The sequence below is a fragment of the Modestobacter roseus genome (assembly GCF_007994135.1).
GTDB classification, from domain to species: domain Bacteria; phylum Actinomycetota; class Actinomycetes; order Mycobacteriales; family Geodermatophilaceae; genus Modestobacter; species Modestobacter roseus.
The window spans coordinates 3766202-3784717 of sequence record NZ_VLKF01000001.1 but is presented as its reverse complement, the minus strand read 5'-3'; the positions used below and the strand labels follow the sequence as shown (position 1 = coordinate 3784717).

The 18516-nt window shown below is 73.9% G+C and carries 18 protein-coding genes; 9 read left to right on the top strand and 9 right to left on the bottom strand.

The window, feature by feature from the left end; translation table 11 throughout:
- Window positions 1–54 precede the first annotated feature (54 nt).
- Entirely contained in the window at window positions 55–666 is a 612-nt protein-coding gene (locus JD78_RS18145; RefSeq protein WP_153361269.1) for a hypothetical protein, read from the top strand.
- Window positions 663–1694, top strand: a complete 1032-nt coding sequence (locus JD78_RS18140) for an alpha/beta fold hydrolase (protein ID WP_279526850.1) — start codon at window positions 663–665, stop codon at window positions 1692–1694. Before JD78_RS18145 ends, JD78_RS18140 begins: the two co-directional genes overlap by 4 nt.
- Window positions 1695–1802: 108 nt before the next feature.
- On the opposite strand, the gene JD78_RS18135 is transcribed toward JD78_RS18140, so the two are convergent.
- A complete protein-coding gene (locus JD78_RS18135; RefSeq protein ID WP_153361271.1) occupies window positions 1803–3392 on the bottom strand; it encodes a sulfite oxidase in 1590 nt (529 codons plus the stop codon).
- 125 nt (window positions 3393–3517) lie between these two features.
- Here JD78_RS18135 and JD78_RS18130 point away from each other — a divergent pair, with 125 nt between their 5' ends.
- Window positions 3518–4393, top strand: a complete 876-nt coding sequence (locus JD78_RS18130; protein WP_153361272.1) for a dienelactone hydrolase family protein — start codon at window positions 3518–3520, stop codon at window positions 4391–4393.
- 87 nt (window positions 4394–4480) lie between these two features.
- Here JD78_RS18130 and JD78_RS18125 read toward each other — a convergent pair whose 3' ends face one another.
- The gene (locus tag JD78_RS18125; RefSeq protein ID WP_153361273.1) at window positions 4481–6127 is read right to left on the bottom strand and encodes a methyl-accepting chemotaxis protein; all 1647 of its coding nucleotides are present in this window, start codon (window positions 6125–6127) and stop codon (window positions 4481–4483) included.
- A gap of 340 nt (window positions 6128–6467) precedes the next feature.
- Between JD78_RS18125 and JD78_RS18120 the strand changes: the two genes are divergently transcribed.
- Window positions 6468–7058: a copper chaperone PCu(A)C domain-containing protein gene (locus JD78_RS18120; protein WP_153361274.1), complete on the top strand. Its 591-nt coding sequence runs from the start codon at window positions 6468–6470 to the stop codon at window positions 7056–7058.
- A gap of 47 nt (window positions 7059–7105) precedes the next feature.
- On the opposite strand, the gene JD78_RS18115 is transcribed toward JD78_RS18120, so the two are convergent.
- Window positions 7106–7495 carry a VOC family protein gene (locus JD78_RS18115; RefSeq protein WP_153361275.1) on the bottom strand — a complete coding sequence of 130 codons (390 nt, stop codon included), beginning with the start codon at window positions 7493–7495 and terminating at the stop codon, window positions 7106–7108.
- Complete coding sequence (locus JD78_RS18110; RefSeq protein WP_153361276.1) at window positions 7482–7991, bottom strand: hemerythrin domain-containing protein; 510 nt, start codon at window positions 7989–7991, stop codon at window positions 7482–7484. The genes JD78_RS18115 and JD78_RS18110 overlap by 14 nt, the downstream gene beginning before the upstream one ends.
- Window positions 7992–8114: 123 nt before the next feature.
- Between JD78_RS18110 and JD78_RS18105 the strand changes: the two genes are divergently transcribed.
- The 4 genes from JD78_RS18105 to JD78_RS22690 all read left to right on the top strand — a co-directional run bounded on the left by JD78_RS18105 (window position 8115) and on the right by JD78_RS22690 (window position 12953).
- A complete protein-coding gene (locus tag JD78_RS18105) occupies window positions 8115–10178 on the top strand; it encodes a hydantoinase/oxoprolinase family protein (protein WP_153361277.1) in 2064 nt (687 codons plus the stop codon).
- Window positions 10175–12061, top strand: coding sequence for a hydantoinase B/oxoprolinase family protein (locus JD78_RS18100; protein ID WP_153361278.1), 1887 nt, complete (start codon window positions 10175–10177; stop codon window positions 12059–12061). Before JD78_RS18105 ends, JD78_RS18100 begins: the two co-directional genes overlap by 4 nt.
- A gap of 158 nt (window positions 12062–12219) precedes the next feature.
- Window positions 12220–12768, top strand: a complete 549-nt coding sequence (locus tag JD78_RS18095) for a hypothetical protein (protein WP_153361279.1) — start codon at window positions 12220–12222, stop codon at window positions 12766–12768.
- A gap of 53 nt (window positions 12769–12821) precedes the next feature.
- A complete protein-coding gene (locus JD78_RS22690; protein WP_267128570.1) occupies window positions 12822–12953 on the top strand; it encodes a hypothetical protein in 132 nt (43 codons plus the stop codon).
- Window positions 12954–12960: 7 nt separating this feature from the next.
- Here JD78_RS22690 and JD78_RS18090 read toward each other — a convergent pair whose 3' ends face one another.
- Entirely contained in the window at window positions 12961–13446 is a 486-nt protein-coding gene (locus JD78_RS18090) for a DnaJ family domain-containing protein (protein WP_153361280.1), read from the bottom strand.
- 83 nt (window positions 13447–13529) lie between these two features.
- Here JD78_RS18090 and JD78_RS18085 point away from each other — a divergent pair, with 83 nt between their 5' ends.
- On the top strand, window positions 13530–13979 hold the full coding sequence (locus JD78_RS18085) for an STAS domain-containing protein (protein ID WP_153361281.1): 450 nt from the start codon (window positions 13530–13532) through the stop codon (window positions 13977–13979).
- Window positions 13980–13985: 6 nt separating this feature from the next.
- On the opposite strand, the gene JD78_RS18080 is transcribed toward JD78_RS18085, so the two are convergent.
- The 4 genes from JD78_RS18080 to JD78_RS18065 all read right to left on the bottom strand — a co-directional run bounded on the left by JD78_RS18080 (window position 13986) and on the right by JD78_RS18065 (window position 18298).
- Complete coding sequence (locus JD78_RS18080) at window positions 13986–14543, bottom strand: MarR family winged helix-turn-helix transcriptional regulator (protein ID WP_228395251.1); 558 nt, start codon at window positions 14541–14543, stop codon at window positions 13986–13988.
- A complete protein-coding gene (locus JD78_RS18075; protein WP_153361282.1) occupies window positions 14540–15403 on the bottom strand; it encodes an SDR family oxidoreductase in 864 nt (287 codons plus the stop codon). Before JD78_RS18075 ends, JD78_RS18080 begins: the two co-directional genes overlap by 4 nt.
- A 54-nt stretch (window positions 15404–15457) precedes the next feature.
- The gene (locus tag JD78_RS18070) at window positions 15458–16492 is read right to left on the bottom strand and encodes a sensor histidine kinase (protein WP_153361283.1); all 1035 of its coding nucleotides are present in this window, start codon (window positions 16490–16492) and stop codon (window positions 15458–15460) included.
- 222 nt (window positions 16493–16714) lie between these two features.
- Window positions 16715–18298 carry a methyl-accepting chemotaxis protein gene (locus JD78_RS18065; protein ID WP_153361284.1) on the bottom strand — a complete coding sequence of 528 codons (1584 nt, stop codon included), beginning with the start codon at window positions 18296–18298 and terminating at the stop codon, window positions 16715–16717.
- Between the last annotated feature and the right edge of the window lie 218 nt (window positions 18299–18516).

The window sequence follows — 18516 nt, the reverse complement described above, 5'->3', positions numbered from 1 at the left end:
CAGTGGGCACGTCGGGGGAGCACACCCGTCACCGACCCTGAGGACAGCCCCCTGATGACCACTCCACGACGAGACACCGGCGCGACCGTCGCCGCGGCGAAGAAGCGGCCGGTCTGGCCCTGGATCCTGCTGGCCGCGCTGATCGCCGCCCTGCTCGCCTGGTGGCTGATCGCCGAGTTCACCGGTGACGACGACGACGTCGACCCGAGCGCGAGCAGCGTGGTCGAGGAGACCACCGTCGCGACGGAGACGGAGGTCAGCACGGAGACCGAGACGGCCTCCCCCACGTCCGGCACCGACATCGGCCTCGGCGTCGTGCTGATCGGCGACCTCGACGCGCTCGCACCGGACGTCGACCTGAGCGCGAGCGTCGGTGAGCCGGTCGAGGCGAACACCGTGCAGGTGCAGGCCGTCGTCGCCGACGAGGCGTTCTTCGTCGGCCCGGAGGCCGGCCAGACGATCATGGTCCGGCTGCAGCCGTTCGGCGGCTCCGACGACTCGGAGTCCCCGTTCGAGGTCCAGGAGGGCGACACGGTCAGCTTCAGCGGGACGCTGGAGCAGATCGACGAGGAGTTCCTGGCCGACCTGCAGCTGTACCAGCCCGCGGAGCAGCTGGAGACCGGCGACTACTACGTCCAGGCCTCCGAGATCAGCCTGGCGGAGTGATCTCGTTCGACCTCGATGGCGCCGGTCCGCGACTGCGGAGCGGCGCCATCGCGCTGTCCACCGCCGGGATCGCCGTCGGCCTGGCCACCCGCCGGGCGCACGCCCGGCGGGTGGCCCGTCGGCGGAACGGGTCGCCGCCGGCCGTCCGGACCGACGACGGGGTGCGGCTGCACGTCGAGGTCGCCGACGACGTCGCCGCGCCCACGGTGGTGCTCGTGCACGGCATCGGCGTCTCGGGGGAGATGTACGAGCCCCAGTGGACCGCGCTGCGCCGCCGTGCCCGCGTCGTCCGCTACGACCAGCGAGGTCACGGCTCCAGCGGCTGGGCCGGCGGGCGCGGGGCGACCGTGGCGGAGCTGGGCCACGACCTGGGCCAGCTCGTCGACCAGCTGGGCGGCGACGGTCCCGTCGTGGTCGCCGGACACTCGATGGGCGGCATGGCCGTGCTCGCGCTGGCCGCCGAGCGGCCCGAGCTGTTCGGCACCCGGATCACCGGCGTCGCGCTGCTGAGCACCCGCGCCGCACCGCTCGACGGCGCCGAGCGGGCCAGCACCCCGGTCACCGCACGGGCTCGCACCGGCCTGTCCACCGCGGGTGCCTGGCTGCTGTGGTCCGCGGCTCCGCTGGTCGGCTCGCTGCGCCCGGTCCGCACCCGCCTCGGCCAGCGCGTCCTCCGCTGGCAGCTCTTCGCCGGCGACCCGCCCGAGTCGGCGGTGCGGGCGTCGTCCGAGATGTGGCAGGAGACCCCGGTGGGGGTCGTGTCGGCCTATGTGCGCAGCCTGGCTTCCTACGACCAGCGGCCCGCGATCGGCGTGCTGCGCTCCGTGCCGGTCCTGGTCCTGGCCGGCCGCGAGGACCGCACGATCCCCACCCACTCCGCGCCGCGGATGGCGGAGCAGATCGGTGAGCAGGCCCGGCTGGTCCTGGTGGACGGCGCCGGGCACATGGTGAACACGACGCACGCCGACGAGGTGAACGCGGCGCTGGGCGACCTGCTGGACCGGGTGGAGCGCAACAGCCCCGGCTGACCCCTCCGTTCGCAGCTCTCGGCGCCGAAACCTGTCCAGGTTTCGGCGCCGAGAGCTGAGGGGCCCGGCCGGTACAGCGACCGCAGGGCTGAGCCGGGCGCGGCAGGGTCAGTCGGCGACGACGACCTCGATGACCGGGTACCCCGAGGCGCCGTCCGGGGCCACCGGGGTGCGCTCGTCGGTCTGCACCTCACCGGCGCCGTCGGTGGCCCGGGCGGCGATGACGTGCCGGCCCGGGGTCGCGTCCCACGGCAGGTACCACTGCCGCCAGCAGTCGACGTCGAGCCGCTCGGCCAGTTCGGCCTGCTGCCACGGGCCGTCGTCGACGCGGACCTCCACGCCCTCGATCCCCCGGGTGGGCGCCCAGGCGACGCCGGCGATCACCTGCCGCCCGGCGGCCACGGCGCTCCCGGGGCGGGGCACGTCGATCCGCGACGCCGTCTTGATCGGCCCCTCCTTGGCCCAGCCGCGCGGGATCCAGTAGCCGTCGACGTCCCAGTCGGTGAGCTCGATGGCGGACAGCCACTTGGTCGCCGACACGTAGCCGTAGAGCCCGGGGACGACGAGCCGGGCCGGGAACCCGTGCGCGGCCGGCAGCGGCTCACCGTTCATCCCGACCGCCACCATCGCCTCCTCCAGGTCGAGCGCGGTGATCGTGGGGAAGCCCGCGGTGAACCCGTCGACCGAGCGGCCCAGCAGCTGGGTGGCGCCCTGCTGCACCCCGGCGCGCTCGAGCAGCGCCCGCAGCGGCACCCCCTGCCAGCGCGCGTTGCCGACCAGGTCCCCGCCGACCTCGTTGGAGACGCAGGTCAGGGTGACGTCGGCCTCGATCTGCGGCAGCTCCATGAGCTCGTCGTAGGTGAGCGTGAAGGGCCGGTCGACCATCCCGCGGACCTCCAGCTGCCATCCGGCCGGGTCGATCGTCGGCACCCGGAGGGCGGTGTCGATCCGGTAGAACTCGGAGTTCGGGATGAACAGCGGGGTCAGGCCGGGGATCTCCAGGTCGGCGCCCGCCGGGACCGGGCCGGCCTGCCGGAACGGCCGCGGCAGCCGGATGGCCGCGCGCACCGCGGTCAGCCGCTCGCGTCCGGTCAGCAGCCAGCCGCCGACGCCGGTGGTGACGGCGGCCGCGGCGGTCGCGCCGGCCAGCAGGAGGAACCCCCGCCGGTCGGCCGTCGGGGACGCGTCCGGCACCGCCTCGCGCCGCGCCACCTCCTGCCGGGCCGTGCGGAGCAGCAGGTGCAGGGCCAGCACCCCCACGGCGGCGCCCACCAGCCCGACCAGCACGGTCAGCACGGCGGAGGCGTCCGGCGCGGCGAGGCCCGCGGCGACCCCGACCGCGGTGAACAGCACGAACGCCGCGGCGCCCAGCGGGAACCGCCGCGCCGCCAGCACGCCGGTGCCGACCCCCAGCAGCGCGGCGACCAGCGCGATCGAGGCCAGCAGCACCGGCTTGTCGTTGGTGCCCAGTGCGGCGATCGCCGCGCGCTCCAGCCAGCCGGGCACGCTGTCGATGACGGTGTCGCCCACGGAGATGACCAGGGACGGCATGGCGCCCAGGGCGCCGGCGGCCAGCTCGACCACGCCGATCCCCAGCGCGGTGGCCAGCAGGCCGGACAGCGCCGCCCGCCCCGCCGGCACCCGATGCCCGACCCCGCCGGCCGGGTGCTGCTCGCCCAGCTCCGCTGATGCACTCATGCCCCGAGGCTGACCCGCCGCGGCCGGTGGGACACAACCGGACCGGAAACGACTCGGGATCGTCATGCGACGGCTCGTGCGGACCGGGCTCGACCGAACGGGTCCGCGTGCTCCACGATCGACCGATGACAGAGTCGTCATCCCTGGCAGGCTGGACGTCCGAGGACTTCACCGACGCCGGCATCACCCACCAGCTGTTCACGCGCGGCTCCGGCCCGGGGGTGGTGCTGCTGCCGGAGATCCCGGGCATGACGCCCGAGGTGATGGGGCTGGCCGACCACCTGGTCGAGTCCGGCTTCACCGTCACCGTGATCTCGCTGTTCGGCGACCCCGGCCGCCCGCTCTCCCCCGGCTACGCACTGGCCTCGACGGCGCGGGCCTGCATCACCCGGGAGTTCCGTGCCCTGGCCACCCGCGCCGACCGGCCGGTCGCCGGCTACGTCCGTGCGGTCGCCCGCCGGCTGCACGACCGGACGGGTGGCCCCGGCGTCGGGGTGATCGGCATGTGCTTCAGCGGCGGGTTCGCCCTCGCCGCCGCCGTCGAGCCGGTGGTGCTGGCCCCCGTGGCCAGCCAGCCGGCGGTGCCGTTCGGGGTCACCCCCGGACGACGCGGTGACCTCGGGATGTCCGACGAGGAGCGCGACACGGTGGCCGAGCGGGTGCGCAGCGAGGGGCTGTGCCTGCTGGGTCTGCGGTTCAGCGAGGACCGGTTGTCCCCACCTGACCGGTTCCGTTCGCTGCGGGCCGCCTTCGGCGACGGGTGGCTGCCGATCGTGATCAGCTCCCGCGCCGGCAACCCCGCCGGCATCGGCACCGGAGCACACAGCGTGCTCACCCACCCCGACGCCGACACCCCCGGCCACCCGACCCACGACGCGCGGGCCGAGGTGGTGGCCTTCCTGCGCGACCGGCTCACCGGTGCCGGCACAGCGGTGCACACCGGCGGCGCGCTGCGCAACGCACCCCTCGACCCCCCGGGGCAGGAGCGGGCGATCGGCTGAGCGGGGCGGCTTCCCGGCCGGACGACGGACCCCCGGGTCACCATGCGGTGACCCGGGGGTCCGTTGCGACGAGCCGGGTCCGCTCCCTCAGTAGGTGAACCGGCCGACCGTGCTCCGCAGGTCGGTGGCCATCCGGGACAGCTCCTCCACCGCGACCCGGGTCTGGCCGAGGGCCTGGGTGGTGGACTCCGCGGCGGTGGAGACGCCGGTGATGTTGGCCGCGATCTCCGTCGACCCGGCGGCGGCCTCCTGCACCGACCGGGACATCTCCTGGGTGGTGGCGGTCTGCTCCTCGACGGCGCTGGCGATGGTGAGCTGGAAGTCGTTGATCCGCCCGATGATCTCGCTGATCCGGCCGATGGCGTCCACGGCTCCTGTCGTGTCGCCCTGGATGGCCTCGACCCGGCGGGCGATGTCCTCGGTCGCCTTGGCGGTCTCCTGCGCGAGGTCCTTGACCTCGGTGGCGACCACCGCGAAGCCCTTGCCCGCCTCACCGGCCCGCGCCGCCTCGATCGTCGCGTTCAGCGCCAGCAGGTTCGTCTGCTCCGCGATCGAGGTGATCACCCGGATGACGTCACCGATCTCCTTCGACGACTCCCCGAGCTTGGTGATGGTCGCGTTGGTCGACTCGGCCTCGGACACCGCGCCGGAGGCCACCCGGGCCGCCTCGTTGGCGTTCTGCGAGATCTCCCGGATGGAGGCGCCCATCTGCTCGGCGCCCGCCGCGACGGTGGCGACGCTGCGGGACACCTCCTCGGCGGCCGTGGACACGACACCGGACTGCGCCGACGTCTCCTCGGCGGATGCAGAGATCTGCGCCGAGGACGCCGACAGCTCCTCCGACGAGGCCGCCACGGCGTCGGCCGAGGCGACGACCGAGGCCATCAGCCCACGGAGGTCGGCCACGGCCGTGTCCAGCGAGGCGCCCATCCGGCCGAGCTCGTCGCGGGTGGTGAGGCCGCTGGACCGGGTGAGGTCACCGGCGGCCAGCGCAGCTGCCACCTCCTGCACCCGCGAGGCCGCGCGTGCGATGCCGTTGGCCACGACCAGCCCGAGGGCCAGGGCTCCTGCGGCACCGAGCGCCAACAGCACGAGGGAGATCGTCCGCTGCTGCGCGGCGTCCGCGGCCGCTGCCTCGGCGGCCGCCTGGGCCTCCTCGGTCTCGGCCGCCACGATGGCGTTGAGGCTGACGAGCGTCGCGTCACTGAACTGCCCGACCTGGGTCTCGTTGACGAGGCGCCAGCCCGCGACGTCGTCGGCCAGCGCCAGGGGCGCCAGCAGGGTGCTGATGCCCTGCTGGTAGGCGCGGTACTGCTCCAGCGCCTCGTCGGCCAGCGCCTGCTTCTCCGGCGTCATGTTCGACTCGGTGTAGGACGCCACCGTCGTCTCGAACGAGTCCAGCAGCCCGGTCAGCCGCTCCAGCTCCTCCGTCGTCTCCGCCGGCGTGGCTTCGAGGATCGCGTTGCGGTTGGCGATCTGGGTGTCCTTGAGGATCCCGCGCATGCCGGTGGCCAGGGTCACCCCCTCGACCAGGTTCTGCTCGTAGAGCCGCTGGGTCCGGTCCGCGCTCGACTGCTGGGCCGCGATCCCCATGACTCCGACGAGGGCCGCCACGGTCACCGCGGCCACCACCGCCGTGAGCACCTTGATCCGGACGCTCAGGTCCCCCCACCTCAGCCCGGGCCCGGGGCGGGGACCGGGTGATCCGGTTTCGGTGTCGTGGTCGGTGGTCATGCGGGGTTCCTCCGGGAACGGGCGGGATCGGTGGCCCGCCGGCGCTCCTCGGCCGGCGGCGGTCTGCGGCCGCCCGGGACATCGGTCGCCCCGGCCGGCGACATGACCACCCGGATCAAGCGGTTCCGGAAAGGGCGGCCCCGATCCACGGCACCGGCACCGGCACCGGCACATCACAGTCTTGTGACATCTGTCGGACGAGCGCGGCCGGCGGGTAGGGGCTCGGAAACCGGCAGATCGCCGGGTCCCTGAGCCTTGGCACCGCCGGCCGCGCGCCGGCGGGCATCGGTCGGACCACGCTCCAGGTGGTCGACCGGGGGATGCCCGCAGAGGAGAGCGCATGTCCACCAGCACACCCGTCCGCCGCCACCGCAGCCGAGCCTGGTTCGCCGCCGCCGCCGCCGTCCCGATCGCCCTGGCCGGGTGCGGCAACGAGGACGAGCTGCCCACCCAGGACGACGTCCCCACGGTGGAGGGCGGGGCCGTCGGCCCCAATGAGCAGGTGGACAGCGACGTCGAGGTGGTCGGCGTCCACCTCGAGTTCCCCGTGGACGGCCAGTACGAGGTGGGCGAGGACGCCAGCCTGTTCTTCGCGATCACCAACACCGGCACCGACCCGGTCACGCTCGTCGACGTCACCGGGGAGGACTTCGCCGACGCGGTCAGCTCCGGCGGGGAGGCCGCCGGTGAGGACGCGCTGGCCATCGAGGTACCGCCGAACGCCAACGTGTACGTGGGCGCCGAGGGCTCGCCGTCGGTCACGCTCCTGGAGCTGACCGAGTCGCTGCGGTCGTCGCAGTCGATCCCGGTGACCCTGGTCTTCGAGGACGCCCGCGAGATCACCGTCGAGGCGATGGTGGCGGCCCCGGGCGACGAGCCGAGCGAGACCTACAGCTTCCCCGACCCGGACGAGGACCTCGACAACGACTGAGTCGCCGCGGTCGGGGCCTCGGGACCGTTTCCCGAGGCCCGACCCGCTCACTCCGGCAGGTACAGGCAGAACGGGTGACCGGCGGGGTCGAGGTGCACCCGGACGTGCTCCTGCGGCTGGAAGGCGGCCTCCGTCGCGCCGAGCGACTGCGCACGGGCGCTCGCGGCCGCCAGGTCGTCGACAGCGATGTCCAGGTGCGCCTGCATCCGCGGGTCGCCGTTGCCGGCCGGCCAGACCGGCGGCACGTGGTCCGGCTCCAGCTGGAACGACAGCCCCGGCCCACCCGGTGCCAGCGTGACCCACTCCGGGTCGTCGGTGCCGATCGGCCAGTCGAGCAGCGCGGCGTAGAACCGGGCCAGCCCGCGCGGATCCGGGGTGTCGAGCACGGTGGCGGTCAGCGTCGCCCGCGGCCGGCCGGGCACCTCAGCTGTGGGCATCGATGTACTCCTCCGGGTCCTTGTCCCGGATCGGGATGCCGGCGGCGTGCTGCGCCTCGTAGGTCAGGAACTGCACCGCGATGTCGTGCCGGGTCTGCAGGTCGGCGTGGTGCCGGAAGTCCAGCAGGTCCTCCCGCTCCTCCTCGGCCATGTGGTCGTCGTTGGCCTTGCGCGCCTCCCACACCGCCGTCCACCACTCGTCGGTGCCCACCTGGTGGTCCTGCGTCTTCCGGACGGCGTCCCGGATCTCGTTGTGGTCGGAGACCGCGTCCTCGACCTCGTCGTGCACGCCGCCGTCGGGGTTGCCCTTCCCGAGCTTCAGCACCTGCGGGTAGAAGTACTTCTCCTCGCCCTCGGCGTGCACCTCGAGGAAGGCCGCGAGCCGGTCCCACATGGCGCGGAGCGCCTCGTTGTCGCCGCGGGGCATCTCGTCGAGGTAGGCGAACATGCGCCGCTGCTCGTCGTGCTGGTGGAGGATGATCTCGGTGATGTCCATGCACGTTCGTTGCCCCACGGGACCAGTCGCGATGCACCGTCTCCCCCGGCAGTTCACCGATGAGCGGACAGCGGGCCCCGAGAGGCTTCCCGGGCAGGTATCTCACCGCTAAGGTTTCCCGGCATGAGCGGGCGCCGGGTACGCATCGGGATCGACACCGGGGGCACGTTCACCGACGTCGTCGCCGTCGACGAGGAGACCGGCGAGGTCGCCACGACCAAGACGCCGTCCACACCCAGTGACCCGGCCGAGGGTTTCCTCGCCGGCGTGCGGAAGGTGCTGGGCCAGCTCGGCCTGGACGGCGCCGCGGTCACCGCGGTCAGCCACGGGACGACGGTGGCCACCAACCAGCTGCTCGAGGGCAAGCTGGACCAGATCGGCTTCATCACCACCGAGGGCTACGGGTCGGTGCTGGAGATCGCCCGGCAGTCTGTGCCCGACGGCTACGGCAACAGCTACTTCTGGGTCAAGCCGCCGCGGATCGTGCCGGCCGACCTGGTCCGCACGGTGGGCGGGCGGCTCGACGTCTCGGGCGCCGAGGTGCGGCCCTTCTCCCGCGAGGACGCCGTCGCGGCCGCGCGGTTCTTCCGGGACGCCGGGATCACCACCATCGGCGTCTGCTTCCTGCACTCCTACGCGGACGACGCGCACGAGCGGGCGATGCTCGACGTGCTCCACGTGGAACATCCGGGCGCCGTGGTGTCGATCAGCTCCCAGGTGCTGCGCGAGTACCGCGAGTACGAGCGCTCGGTGACCACGCTGGTCGACGCCGCGGTGAAGCCGAAGGTCGGCGCGTACGTCAGCAACATCCGCCGCCGGCTGGACGAGATCGCCCCCGGCGTGCCGTTCTACGTGATGAAGAGCAACGGCGGGGTGCTCAGCGCGTCGGAGGTGGTGCACCAGCCGATCACCACGATGCTCTCCGGCCCGGCCGCCGGCGCCCTGGGCGCCGCGCTGATCGCCGGCACCGCCGGGTTCGACCGGGTGCTCACCTGCGACGGCGGCGGCACCTCCACCGACGTCACCGTGGTCATCGACGGCGAGCCGACGCTGACCACCGAGGGCTCGGTCGGCGACTACCCGTCCAAGATCCCGATGATCGACGTGGTCACCGTCGGCGCCGGCGGCGGCTCGATCGCCTGGCTGTCGCCCGAGGGCACGCTCAAGGTCGGGCCGACGTCGGCCGGGGCCGACCCCGGACCGATCTGCTACGCCAACGGCGGCGAGCAGCCCACGGTCACCGACGCGCACGTGGTCCTCGGCCGGATCCCCCCGCACCTGCTGGGTGGCGAGATCCCGCTGTCGGTCGACGCGGCCCGGGCCGGGCTGGAGCAGCTCGGCGGGAAGCTCGGGTTGACGGTCGAGGCGCTGGCCACCGGGATCCTGGAGATCTCCGCCTGGAACCAGGCCAACGCGCTGCGCCAGGTCACCGTCGCCCGCGGGCTCGACGTCCGCGACTTCACCCTCACCACCTTCGGTGGCTCCGGCTCGCTGCTGGCCTGCCGGCTGATGGACGTGCTCGGCCTGCCCCGCACGCTGGTGCCGCCGAACCCCGGCAACGTCAGCGCCTTCGGGCTGCTCACCGTCGACGTCCGCAACGACTACGTGCAGACGATGGTCGCCCGGCACGCCGAGGTCTCCCCCGCCTCGCTGGCCACCGCCTTCGCCGACCTGGAGGGGCAGGCCGGGGTCGCCCTGGACGGCGAGGGCTTCGCCCGCGACCAGCAGCGGATGCAGCGCACCGCCGACCTGCGCTACGTCGGCCAGGCGTTCGAGGTGCGGGTCCCGGTCGCCGACGGCGCGCTGGACGACGCCGCGATCGACGCCGTCGCCACCGCCTTCCACGCCGCGCACCGCCAGCTCTACGGCTACGACTTCGCCACCGACCCGCGACAGGCGGTGGAGTGGGTGAACCTGCGGGTGAGCGGGATCGGGCCGATCCGCCGTCCGGAGATCGTCGAGCTCAGCTCCTCCGGCCGGGACGCGCGCCGCGGGTCGCGCCCGGTCTACTTCGACGAGTGGGTCGAGGCGCCGCTGTACTGGCGACCCGACCTCTCCCCGGGCGACGTCGTGACCGGCCCGGGGATCGTCGAGGAGTTCGGCTCCACCGTCCCGGTGCACCCGGGCTTCGCCGCGACCGTCGACCGCTTCGGGAACCTGCTGCTCACGAAGGAGACCACCCGATGACCGAGGGCAGAAATGGCCATTGCCGCCCGGTCGGGGACGCCGACCCGGTGCTGGTCGAGATCGTCGCCGGCACGCTGGCCGCGATCGAGAAGGAAGTCGAGACGTCCATCGGGCGCACCTCCCGCTCGCCGATGATCCGGGACGCGCACGACTTCCGGGCCGGCATCCACGACCGGCAGCTGCGCAAGCTCACCGGCCGCTCGTACTCGGCGCTGGTGCAGCCGGTGGTCCGCGACCACCCGATCGCGACGATGCACCCCGGCGACGTCTTCTTCCACAACGACGTCTACCTGTCCGAGGGCGGGATCGGCCACCTGCCCGACCTGTGCGTGACGGTGCCGGTGTTCGCCGACGTCGACGGGTCCCCGACCGTCGTCGCCTTCGTGCAGGCGTTCGGCCACCACGACGACATCGGCGGCGCGGTGCCCGGCTCCATGCCGAGCGCGGCGACCAGCGTGTTCGAGGAGGGCCTGATGGTCCCCCCGATCAAGCTGTGGGACCGCGGAGTCCGCAACGACGCGGCCCTGACGATCATGACCCGCAACTCGCGGATGCCCGACTCGCTCGCCGCCGACCTGGACGCCGAGTGCTCGGCCTGCCTGGCGGGCGCGCGACGGCTGGGTGAGCTCTTCGACCGGTACGGGGTCGCTGCGGTGGAGGCCTGCTTCGAGGCGATCCTGAGCAGCTCCACCGAGGTGTACCGGCGGGAGATCCTGTCCCAGATCCCCGACGGCTCCTACGTCTGGGAGGACTACGCCGAGCACGACGGCGTCGAGGAGCCGCAGCTGCACCGGCAGCGCATCACGCTGACCATGGACTCCAGCAAGGACGTCCCGCTGGTCATCGACTTCACCGGCACCGGCCCGCAGGCCAAGGGCCCGATCAACCACTGCGGCGACTACGCCGACGGCAACTTCCTGAAGAAGTGGCTGGCGCCGATCCTGCGCAACCTGGCCGAGACGCCGGAGCGGATGGCCCAGCTGGACGTCAACGAGGGCGTCGTGCCGCTGATCGAGATGCGGTTCCCGGAGAAGGGCACCCTGCTGACCCCGATCTTCCCGGCGCCCACCAACGCCCGGACCTTCGTGATCCTGCGGCTGCTCGGCGTGCTGGCCGGGGTGCTGGCCAAGGCCACCGGGGGGAGGATGCCCGCCGACCAGGAGACGATCCGCTACACCGGCGTCTACGGCACCGACGCCAACGGCGAGCCGTACCTGATGCGCGAGGTGCTCGGTGGCGGCTCGGGCGGGCGGTACTACGCCGACGGCGAGGACACCATCCACGTCGTCCCGGACTCCCGGAACCTGCCGACGGAGTTCACCGAGTCCCGGTTCCCGCTGCGGATCGAGCGGCTGGCGCTGGCGGTGGACTCCGGCGGGCCCGGGCGGTACCGCGGCGGCTGCGGCTACGAGAAGGACATCCGGGTGCTCCGCGACGCGCACTTCATGTCCATCGCCGACCGCTCGATCCTGTCCTGCTGGGGGGTGAAGGGCGGCAAGGCCGGGCGGCCGTTCTCCATCACCGTCGACCCCGGCGGGCCCGACGAGCACGAGGTCGACGCGCTGGCCGACGCCGAGCCGTTGAAGGCCGGCACCGTCGTGCGGGTGCGGACGACGGGCGGCGGCGGCTGGGGCGACCCGCTGGACCGGCCGGTCGCCGAGGTGCTGCGCGACATCGCGTGGCACAAGGTGAGCGTCGCCGGCGCACGCGAGGACTACGGCGTCGTCGTCCGGGACGACGGCACCGCCGACGAGGCGGCCACCGTCGAGCTGCGGGCGACGCTGCGGGCCGGGCGCCCGGAGGTCGAGCCGTTCTTCGACCGGGGCCCTGGCTACGCGCTGCTCGCCGGCGGGGCCACCCACAACGAGTTCGACCTGCTCTGACGGCCTCTGTCAACCGTTCTGTCATCCGCGCAGGTCGCGGATGACGGCTTCGTGACGCCCGGTGGCGCTCGCGCATCGACGGCTCTCACCAGGCAACCCCTCTCGTGACCGACCGACACGCGGGCCCTCCGGGGCCGCGTCCACGAGAGGACCGGCACATGCGCACCCACCGTTTCGCCACCGTCGCCGTCGCAGGCACCCTCGCGCTCTCCCCGCTGGCCCTCACCGCCTGCGGGGACGACACCGCCGGCCCGGAGGAGGGGGTGAGCGTGGGCGACATCCAGGAGGAGGACGAGGCCGACGCCGGCGCCGACACCGGGGCAGACGTCACCGACGTGCCGCCGGCGTTCGGTTACACCGGCACCTACGACGACGGCTTCGGCGCGGACCCCAACCAGTACGTCGGCCAGACGGTGACCGTCTCGGCGACCGTCAACGAGCTGATCGGCCCCAACGCCTTCACCATCGCGGGCACCGCGAACACGTCCGTCCCGGCGCTGCTGGTCATCGGGGAGGACTCGGCCAGCGGCCTGGAGTCCGGGCAGGTCGTGCAGGTCTCCGGCACGGTCGAGGACCCGTTCAACGAGGCGACCGCCGAAGGCGACCTGGGGATCGAGCTGACCGACGACGCGTTCCTGGACTTCCAGGGCGACGTGTACCTCGTCGCGGACAGCGTCGACACCTCGGTGCCGATCGAGGACGAGTGACCCCCGGCCGACCCCGGCTGGCCGCGGCAGGCCGGCCGGGGCAGGCTGCAGGCATGAGCGAGCCGGACGAGCACGAGCAGGTCAACCTCCGCCCGGGGCAGTACGACGAGGGCGGGCACGGCGGCATGGCCACCCGCGAGCTCGCCGCGCACCAGGCGGAGGAGGACTCGGAAGACGACGACTGACCGGTTGTCAGCCGGCGCGGCGGCGCCACCAGCCGCGGCGCGCCGGCGCCACCGGTGGCTCGGGAGAGGGCGCCGGTGGCCGGTTCCGCCGCCATGCGGCCAGCTCCGCGTCCACGTCGGCCATCCCGACCGGCACCCAGACGCCCTCGACGGGACGGCGGTAGTACTGGTCGACCCGGGCGTTGTGCGCCTCGACGACGGCGCGGGCCGCGGCCTCCGTGGGTTGCCGGGCCACCAGGGCGGGCAGCTGCTCCCGCTCCTTGCGCAGGCCGAACCCGGTCGGCAGCATGCCGGCGACGAGCGTCCCGGCGTCGCCGTCCTCGCGACGGGCCCAGGCCAGCGCCCAGTCGTAGGCGGTCTCCTCCCGGTCCCGGCGGGGCAGCGGCTTCCCGGCCGGTGCCAGGTCGTCGAAGGCGCCCTCGGCCCGGGCCCGGTCGATCTGCCGCTCCACCCAGGTGTCGAACGACATCCCGTCGGGTTTCCGCTCGGTCACTCGCCCTCCTCCGCTCCCGCGCGCATCCGACGATACGAGCCGGGCCGGGCATGAAGCGGTGCGGAGCCGGGCATGGCCCGGACATGGACGACACCGCTCCCGGCACCGCCGCCCCGAGCCCCGAGACCGCCGACGGCACCCCGCTGTCCGAAGCCGACGTGCACGTCACCACCGCCCAGCCGGACGAGTCACGGGCCCAGATCCGGGTGGCCGGCGAGCTCACCGAGGACAGCCGCCGCCCCCTGATCCGCGCGATGACCGACCTGATGCTGAACTCCCCGGGGCTCGAGCGGGTCGAGCTGGAGCTCTGCGACGTCACGTTCATGAACTCCGCGGGCATGTCGATCCTGGTCCAGCTGGAGCGGATGGCCGAGCCACGCGGCATCCAGGTGCCGCTGGTGCTCGACTCCGGCACGGTGGCCCGGCCGCTGCAGGTGTCCGGCCTCTGGCGCCGGTTCACCATCATCGACCGGCGCGAGGGCTCACCCCCGACCACGCACGAGGGCATGAACCCCGGCACCGACCACCGGTAGGCCCCGTCAGCTGGCGTCGGGGGTCGCTCCCGGCACCCGGCCCAACGACACCAGCCAGCGGCGCAGCAGACCGGCCAGCTGCGCGACCTCCTCGGCCGAGAGCCCGGCGAGCATGCCGCGCTCGGTCTCCAGGTGGTCGGGCAGGGCGCCGTCCAGCGCCGTCCGGCCGGCCTCGGTCAGGGTGACGACGACGGCGCGCCCGTCGGCCTCGCTGCGCCCGCGGGTGATGAGGCCGCGTTCCTCGAGCCGGTCCAGGCGCTGGGTGATCGCCCCGGAGGTGACCAGGGCGGTGCGCATCAGCGCCGTCGGCGTGAGCTGGTAGGGCTCTCCGGCGCGGCGCAGGGCGGCCAGCACGTCGAAGGACGGGGCGTCGAGACCGTGCCGGGCGAAGGTGGCCCGCTGGGCGAGGAACACCTCCCGCTGCAGCTGGGTGACCCGGCCGACGACGCCCATCGGCGAGCAGTCCAGGTCCGGCCGCTCCCGCGCCCACTGGGCGAGGATCACGTCCATCGCGTCCCCGGCGACCGTCCCCGTCTCCGGAGCCGTCCGGTCGGGCGCCGTCACGCCGGCTCGTCGTCCGGCAGGACCTCGACCGGCAGGTCGAGGTCGGCGAGGTGCTCGGCGTAGCTGCGCGGCGGGCGGCCCAGCAGGTCGGTGAGCACCCGCGGGCTGCCGGTGAAGCCGTGCACCCGGTAGTGGTCGAACATGGTGCGCCGGCAGCGTGCGGCGTAGGCGGTGGGCACCTCCCCACCGGGGACGACGTCCTCGGCCACGATCTCCCGGCCCACCCGTGCGCTGATCAGCTCGGCGATCCGGGGTGCGGTGAGCGGCTCGGGCCCGGCCGCCTCGAAGGTGCCCCCGTCCAGGCCGTCCTCGGTGAGCAGCGCGACCGCGGCCTGCGCCACGTCCCGCACGTCGACCAGCGACTGCGCCGTCCGCACGCCCCACAGGCTGCGCAGCTCGCCCCGGGCGACGACCTCGGGCAGCTCGTCGTCGAGGTTGTCGGCGTAGGCGCAGGGCTGGAGCACGCGCCAGGAGGGCAGCCCACTGGCGTCCAGCGCCTCCTCCGCGACGTCCTTGGCCGCGTGGTGCGGCATCGCCCGCAGCTGCGGGCGGAGCACGGAGTGGTAGACCAGCCGGGGCAGTTCGGCGCGGCGGGCCTCGCGGAACAGCGCAGGCGCCCCCTCGGCCTCGTCCGGGTCGAAGTTCGGCCAGATCAGGTACATCGCGTCGGCGCCGGCGAGCACCTCCGACCAGGGCAGCGGCTGGGTCAGCTCGGCCCGCACCACCTCGGCGCCCAGCTCGGTCAGCTCCGGGCGGGGGCCCCGGCGGGACACCACGGCCCGCACGTCCTCGCCCCGCTCGCGGAGGGCGCGCACCACCGCGAGCCCCGTCCGTCCGCCGGCGGCGGTCACCACGATCACACCCGACACCTTAGGACTGAGAGACCGGGTCGTCCGGTTCGACGGGCGGCCGGCTCAGCGGGTGGGTGCGCTCAACCGGACGGTGAGGCCGTGCGGACCGCCGATCAGGTCGACGTGCTCCCAGAGCTTGCGGGCCAGCCACAGCCCCATGCCGCCCTGGGACAGGTCGTCACCGTGGGCGGGCACGAACCCGGCCAGCGGGTCGGCGAAGCCCGTGCCGCGGTCGGCGATGGTGCAGACCACCCAGCCGGGCTCGGCCCAGACCCGGGCGGAGACCGGCGGGGTGCCGTGCCGGAAGGCGTTGGCGGCGATCTCGCTCACCGCCAGGTGCATGTCCTCGCAGCGGTCGCGGTCGGGGACGTGCTCCGCGAGCACGCCGGCCAGCTGGTGTCGCAGCCAGGCCAGCGTCGGTGCGCCGTCGACGGCGAAGACCGGCGGCCCGGCCTCCATCGCCTCGCGCGGCAGGGGCAGCTCCGCCACGTAGGCGGCGGGCGCCCGGTAGTCCGGGTTGGCCGTGGCGACGCCGTCGACCAGCAGGAACGGGTGGGTGGCGCGGGCGCTCTCGACCGCAGTGGCCGGCAGCGCCTCCGCGTCGTAGGGGCACAACGCCGACATCCGGGCGCCGGCCAGCAGCTCGTTGACCACCGACTCGTAGCGCTGGGTCTCCCGCCAGTCGCGCGGAGCGGGCCCGAACTCGGGGTGGCCGAAGACCCGCAGCCGGCCGGAGCCGGCCCCCGCGGCGCGGTCCAGGAGCCGCCGGGTGGTGGTGATCGCATCCGGGCCCCGGGCGCCACGGAGCGAGACCCGGGGTTCGCGGACGACGGCCGCCGCCGCGCCGCCCAGCTCGTCGACGAGCAGCTGGGCGGTCTCCTCCGGGCAGGTGAGCACGACCAGGTCGCCGGCGGCCAGGCCGGCGTCCAGCCACGGCAGGGCGGCGGCGAGCATCTCCTCCCGGGAGTGCAGCACCACGGCCATGTGCCCGACCCGGCCGGAGCGCCCTCTCCCGGGTCGTCCGCCGGTGCCGAGACCCCCGGCGTCCACCTGTGCGCGCAGCGTCGTGCGCGCGGGGTGACCGCCGATCGTGGTCATCGCACCTCTCCGGACGAGCGGGGACTCAGGGGCACAGCGGGACTCGGGGGCTCAGAGAACTTGGTGGCATTCTCAAACACCCACCCCAGTTCTCGGCAAGCACCCCCGGCAACCGGAGCCCCACGATCGGGTGACCCGCCTCCCACCTGGGTCCGGGCCGCGCCGGTCACCGAGCGTGTGCGCCCCACCGGCGTGTCGGATGGACGCGACGGGGGCGGCGACTCATCGCCGGAAGCCGTCGATCGACTGCATCAGCTCCCGGGACATCCGGACCAGGTCCTCGGTGGCCACCTGCATCCCGCCGACGCCGGCGGAGGTCTCCTGTGCCCCGTGGGCGACCTCGCCCACGGTGGCGGCGATGTGCCGGCCGCCCTGGGCGGCGTCCCCGATCGCCCGGGTCATCTCGTTCGTCGTCGCCGTCTGCTCCTCCACGGCGCTGGCGATCGTCGTCTGGTAGTCGTTGATCGCGGCGATGACCTCGCCGATGCGGCCGATCGCGGCCACCGCGCCGCTGGTGTCGCCCTGGATGGCCTCCACCCGGCGCGCGATGTCCTCGGTCGCCTTCGCCGTCTCCTGCGCCAGCTCCTTCACCTCGTTCGCCACCACCGCGAAGCCCTTGCCCGCCTCACCGGCCCGGGCCGCCTCGATGGTCGCGTTCAGCGCCAGCAGGTTCGTCTGCTCCGCGATGCTGGTGATCACCTTGACGACGTCGCCGATCTCCTTGGAGCTGTCGCCCAGCTTGCTCACCGTGCCGTTGGCGCTCTCCGCCGCCTGCACGGCCTCCTCCGCGACCCGAGCGGCCTGGGCGGCGTTCTGCGCGATCTCGCGGATCGAGGCGCCCATCTCCTCGGCCCCGGCGGCGACGGCGTCGATCGCCGTGCTGACCTCCCGGGCGGCGGCGGTGACGCTCTCGGCCTGACCGGTGGAGCGCGTCGCGGCCCCGGCGATGCCCTCGCCGGTCTCCGACAGCGTGCGCGCGGACTCCTCCAGGCGCGTCGAGGCGTTGCCCACCTCGGTCACCACCTCGGCGACCCGGCCCAGCGTGGTGTTCAGCGCCTCGGAGAGCTGGTCGAGCTCGTTGCGCCCGTCGCCGCAGTCCAGCCGCCGGGCGAGGTCGCCGGTGGCGAGCACGTCGGTCATCCGGCGCAGCGGGCTGGTGATGCTGCGGGAGATCACCAGGGAGAGCAGGGCGATGACCAGCAGCACCGGGGCCGCCCACAGGGCCATGTGCGCCAGCTCGCTCGCGAAGGCGCCGTTGAGGTCGGCGACGTAGATGCCCGACCCGACGATCCAGCCCCAGCGCTCGTAGCCGGCGACGTAGGAGATCTTCGGCTGCGGGTTGTCCTCACCCGGCTTGGGCCACAGGTACTCGACGAAGCCGCTGCCGTCCCGCTCGACGACGTCGGCCATCTCGACGAAGAGCTTCTTGCCGGTCGGGTCCTCCGACGCCGACAGGTCGGTGCCGTCGAGCTCCGGCTTGATCGGGTGCATGATCATCGCCGGGCTGCCGTCCTGGACCCAGAAGTACTCCTGGCCGGAGTAGCGCAGCCCGCGGACGGTGTCGGCGGCCGCCTGCTGGGCGGCCTCGCGGGTCATCGCCCCGGAGGCCTCCTGCTCGCCGAAGTGGGCGAGCACGCCGAGCACCGACTCCACGGCGGCCTGCGCCTTGTTGCGCTGCTCGTCCTCGATCGTCGTCCGCACCTGCAGCGCACCGATGACCGCGATGGTGGCCATGCCGACCACCGTGACCACGACCAGTGCCCACAGCCGCGTACTGACCCGCACCGCACGCAGGCGTGCACCCATGTCCCGCTCCCGTCCTCCGGCGCACCCGCGCCCCTGCCGCAGCCGGGCCCGGTGGACCCGCTCACCGACGATCTCGACCGGCATCGGACGGAATCAAGCCGAGTTGTGACCCAGGTCTCGGCGGTACGCAACCCGGTCGTGCACCGCGAAACCGCAGGTCGGAGGCCCGCGGGGTTCCGGCACAGCTACGGTCCCCCGCCGGCTTGCAGGGCGCCGGG

What these genes read in the sequence shown, in the direction of transcription:
- JD78_RS18065 (WP_153361284.1), bottom strand. Translation starts at nt 18,298, where the DNA reads ATGGGTGCACGCCTGCGTGCGGTGCGGGTCAGTACGCGGCTGTGGGCA.
- JD78_RS18110 (WP_153361276.1), bottom strand. Translation starts at nt 7,991, where the DNA reads ATGGACATCACCGAGATCATCCTCCACCAGCACGACGAGCAGCGGCGC.
- JD78_RS18115 (WP_153361275.1), bottom strand. Translation starts at nt 7,495, where the DNA reads ATGCCCACAGCTGAGGTGCCCGGCCGGCCGCGGGCGACGCTGACCGCC.
- JD78_RS18100 (WP_153361278.1), top strand. Translation starts at nt 10,175, where the DNA reads ATGACCGAGGGCAGAAATGGCCATTGCCGCCCGGTCGGGGACGCCGAC.
- JD78_RS18095 (WP_153361279.1), top strand. Translation starts at nt 12,220, where the DNA reads ATGCGCACCCACCGTTTCGCCACCGTCGCCGTCGCAGGCACCCTCGCG.
- JD78_RS18145 (WP_153361269.1), top strand. Translation starts at nt 55, where the DNA reads ATGACCACTCCACGACGAGACACCGGCGCGACCGTCGCCGCGGCGAAG.
- JD78_RS22690 (WP_267128570.1), top strand. Translation starts at nt 12,822, where the DNA reads ATGAGCGAGCCGGACGAGCACGAGCAGGTCAACCTCCGCCCGGGGCAG.
- JD78_RS18125 (WP_153361273.1), bottom strand. Translation starts at nt 6,127, where the DNA reads ATGACCACCGACCACGACACCGAAACCGGATCACCCGGTCCCCGCCCC.
- JD78_RS18070 (WP_153361283.1), bottom strand. Translation starts at nt 16,492, where the DNA reads ATGACCACGATCGGCGGTCACCCCGCGCGCACGACGCTGCGCGCACAG.
- JD78_RS18120 (WP_153361274.1), top strand. Translation starts at nt 6,468, where the DNA reads ATGTCCACCAGCACACCCGTCCGCCGCCACCGCAGCCGAGCCTGGTTC.
- JD78_RS18130 (WP_153361272.1), top strand. Translation starts at nt 3,518, where the DNA reads ATGACAGAGTCGTCATCCCTGGCAGGCTGGACGTCCGAGGACTTCACC.
- JD78_RS18135 (WP_153361271.1), bottom strand. Translation starts at nt 3,392, where the DNA reads ATGAGTGCATCAGCGGAGCTGGGCGAGCAGCACCCGGCCGGCGGGGTC.
- JD78_RS18105 (WP_153361277.1), top strand. Translation starts at nt 8,115, where the DNA reads ATGAGCGGGCGCCGGGTACGCATCGGGATCGACACCGGGGGCACGTTC.
- JD78_RS18085 (WP_153361281.1), top strand. Translation starts at nt 13,530, where the DNA reads ATGGACGACACCGCTCCCGGCACCGCCGCCCCGAGCCCCGAGACCGCC.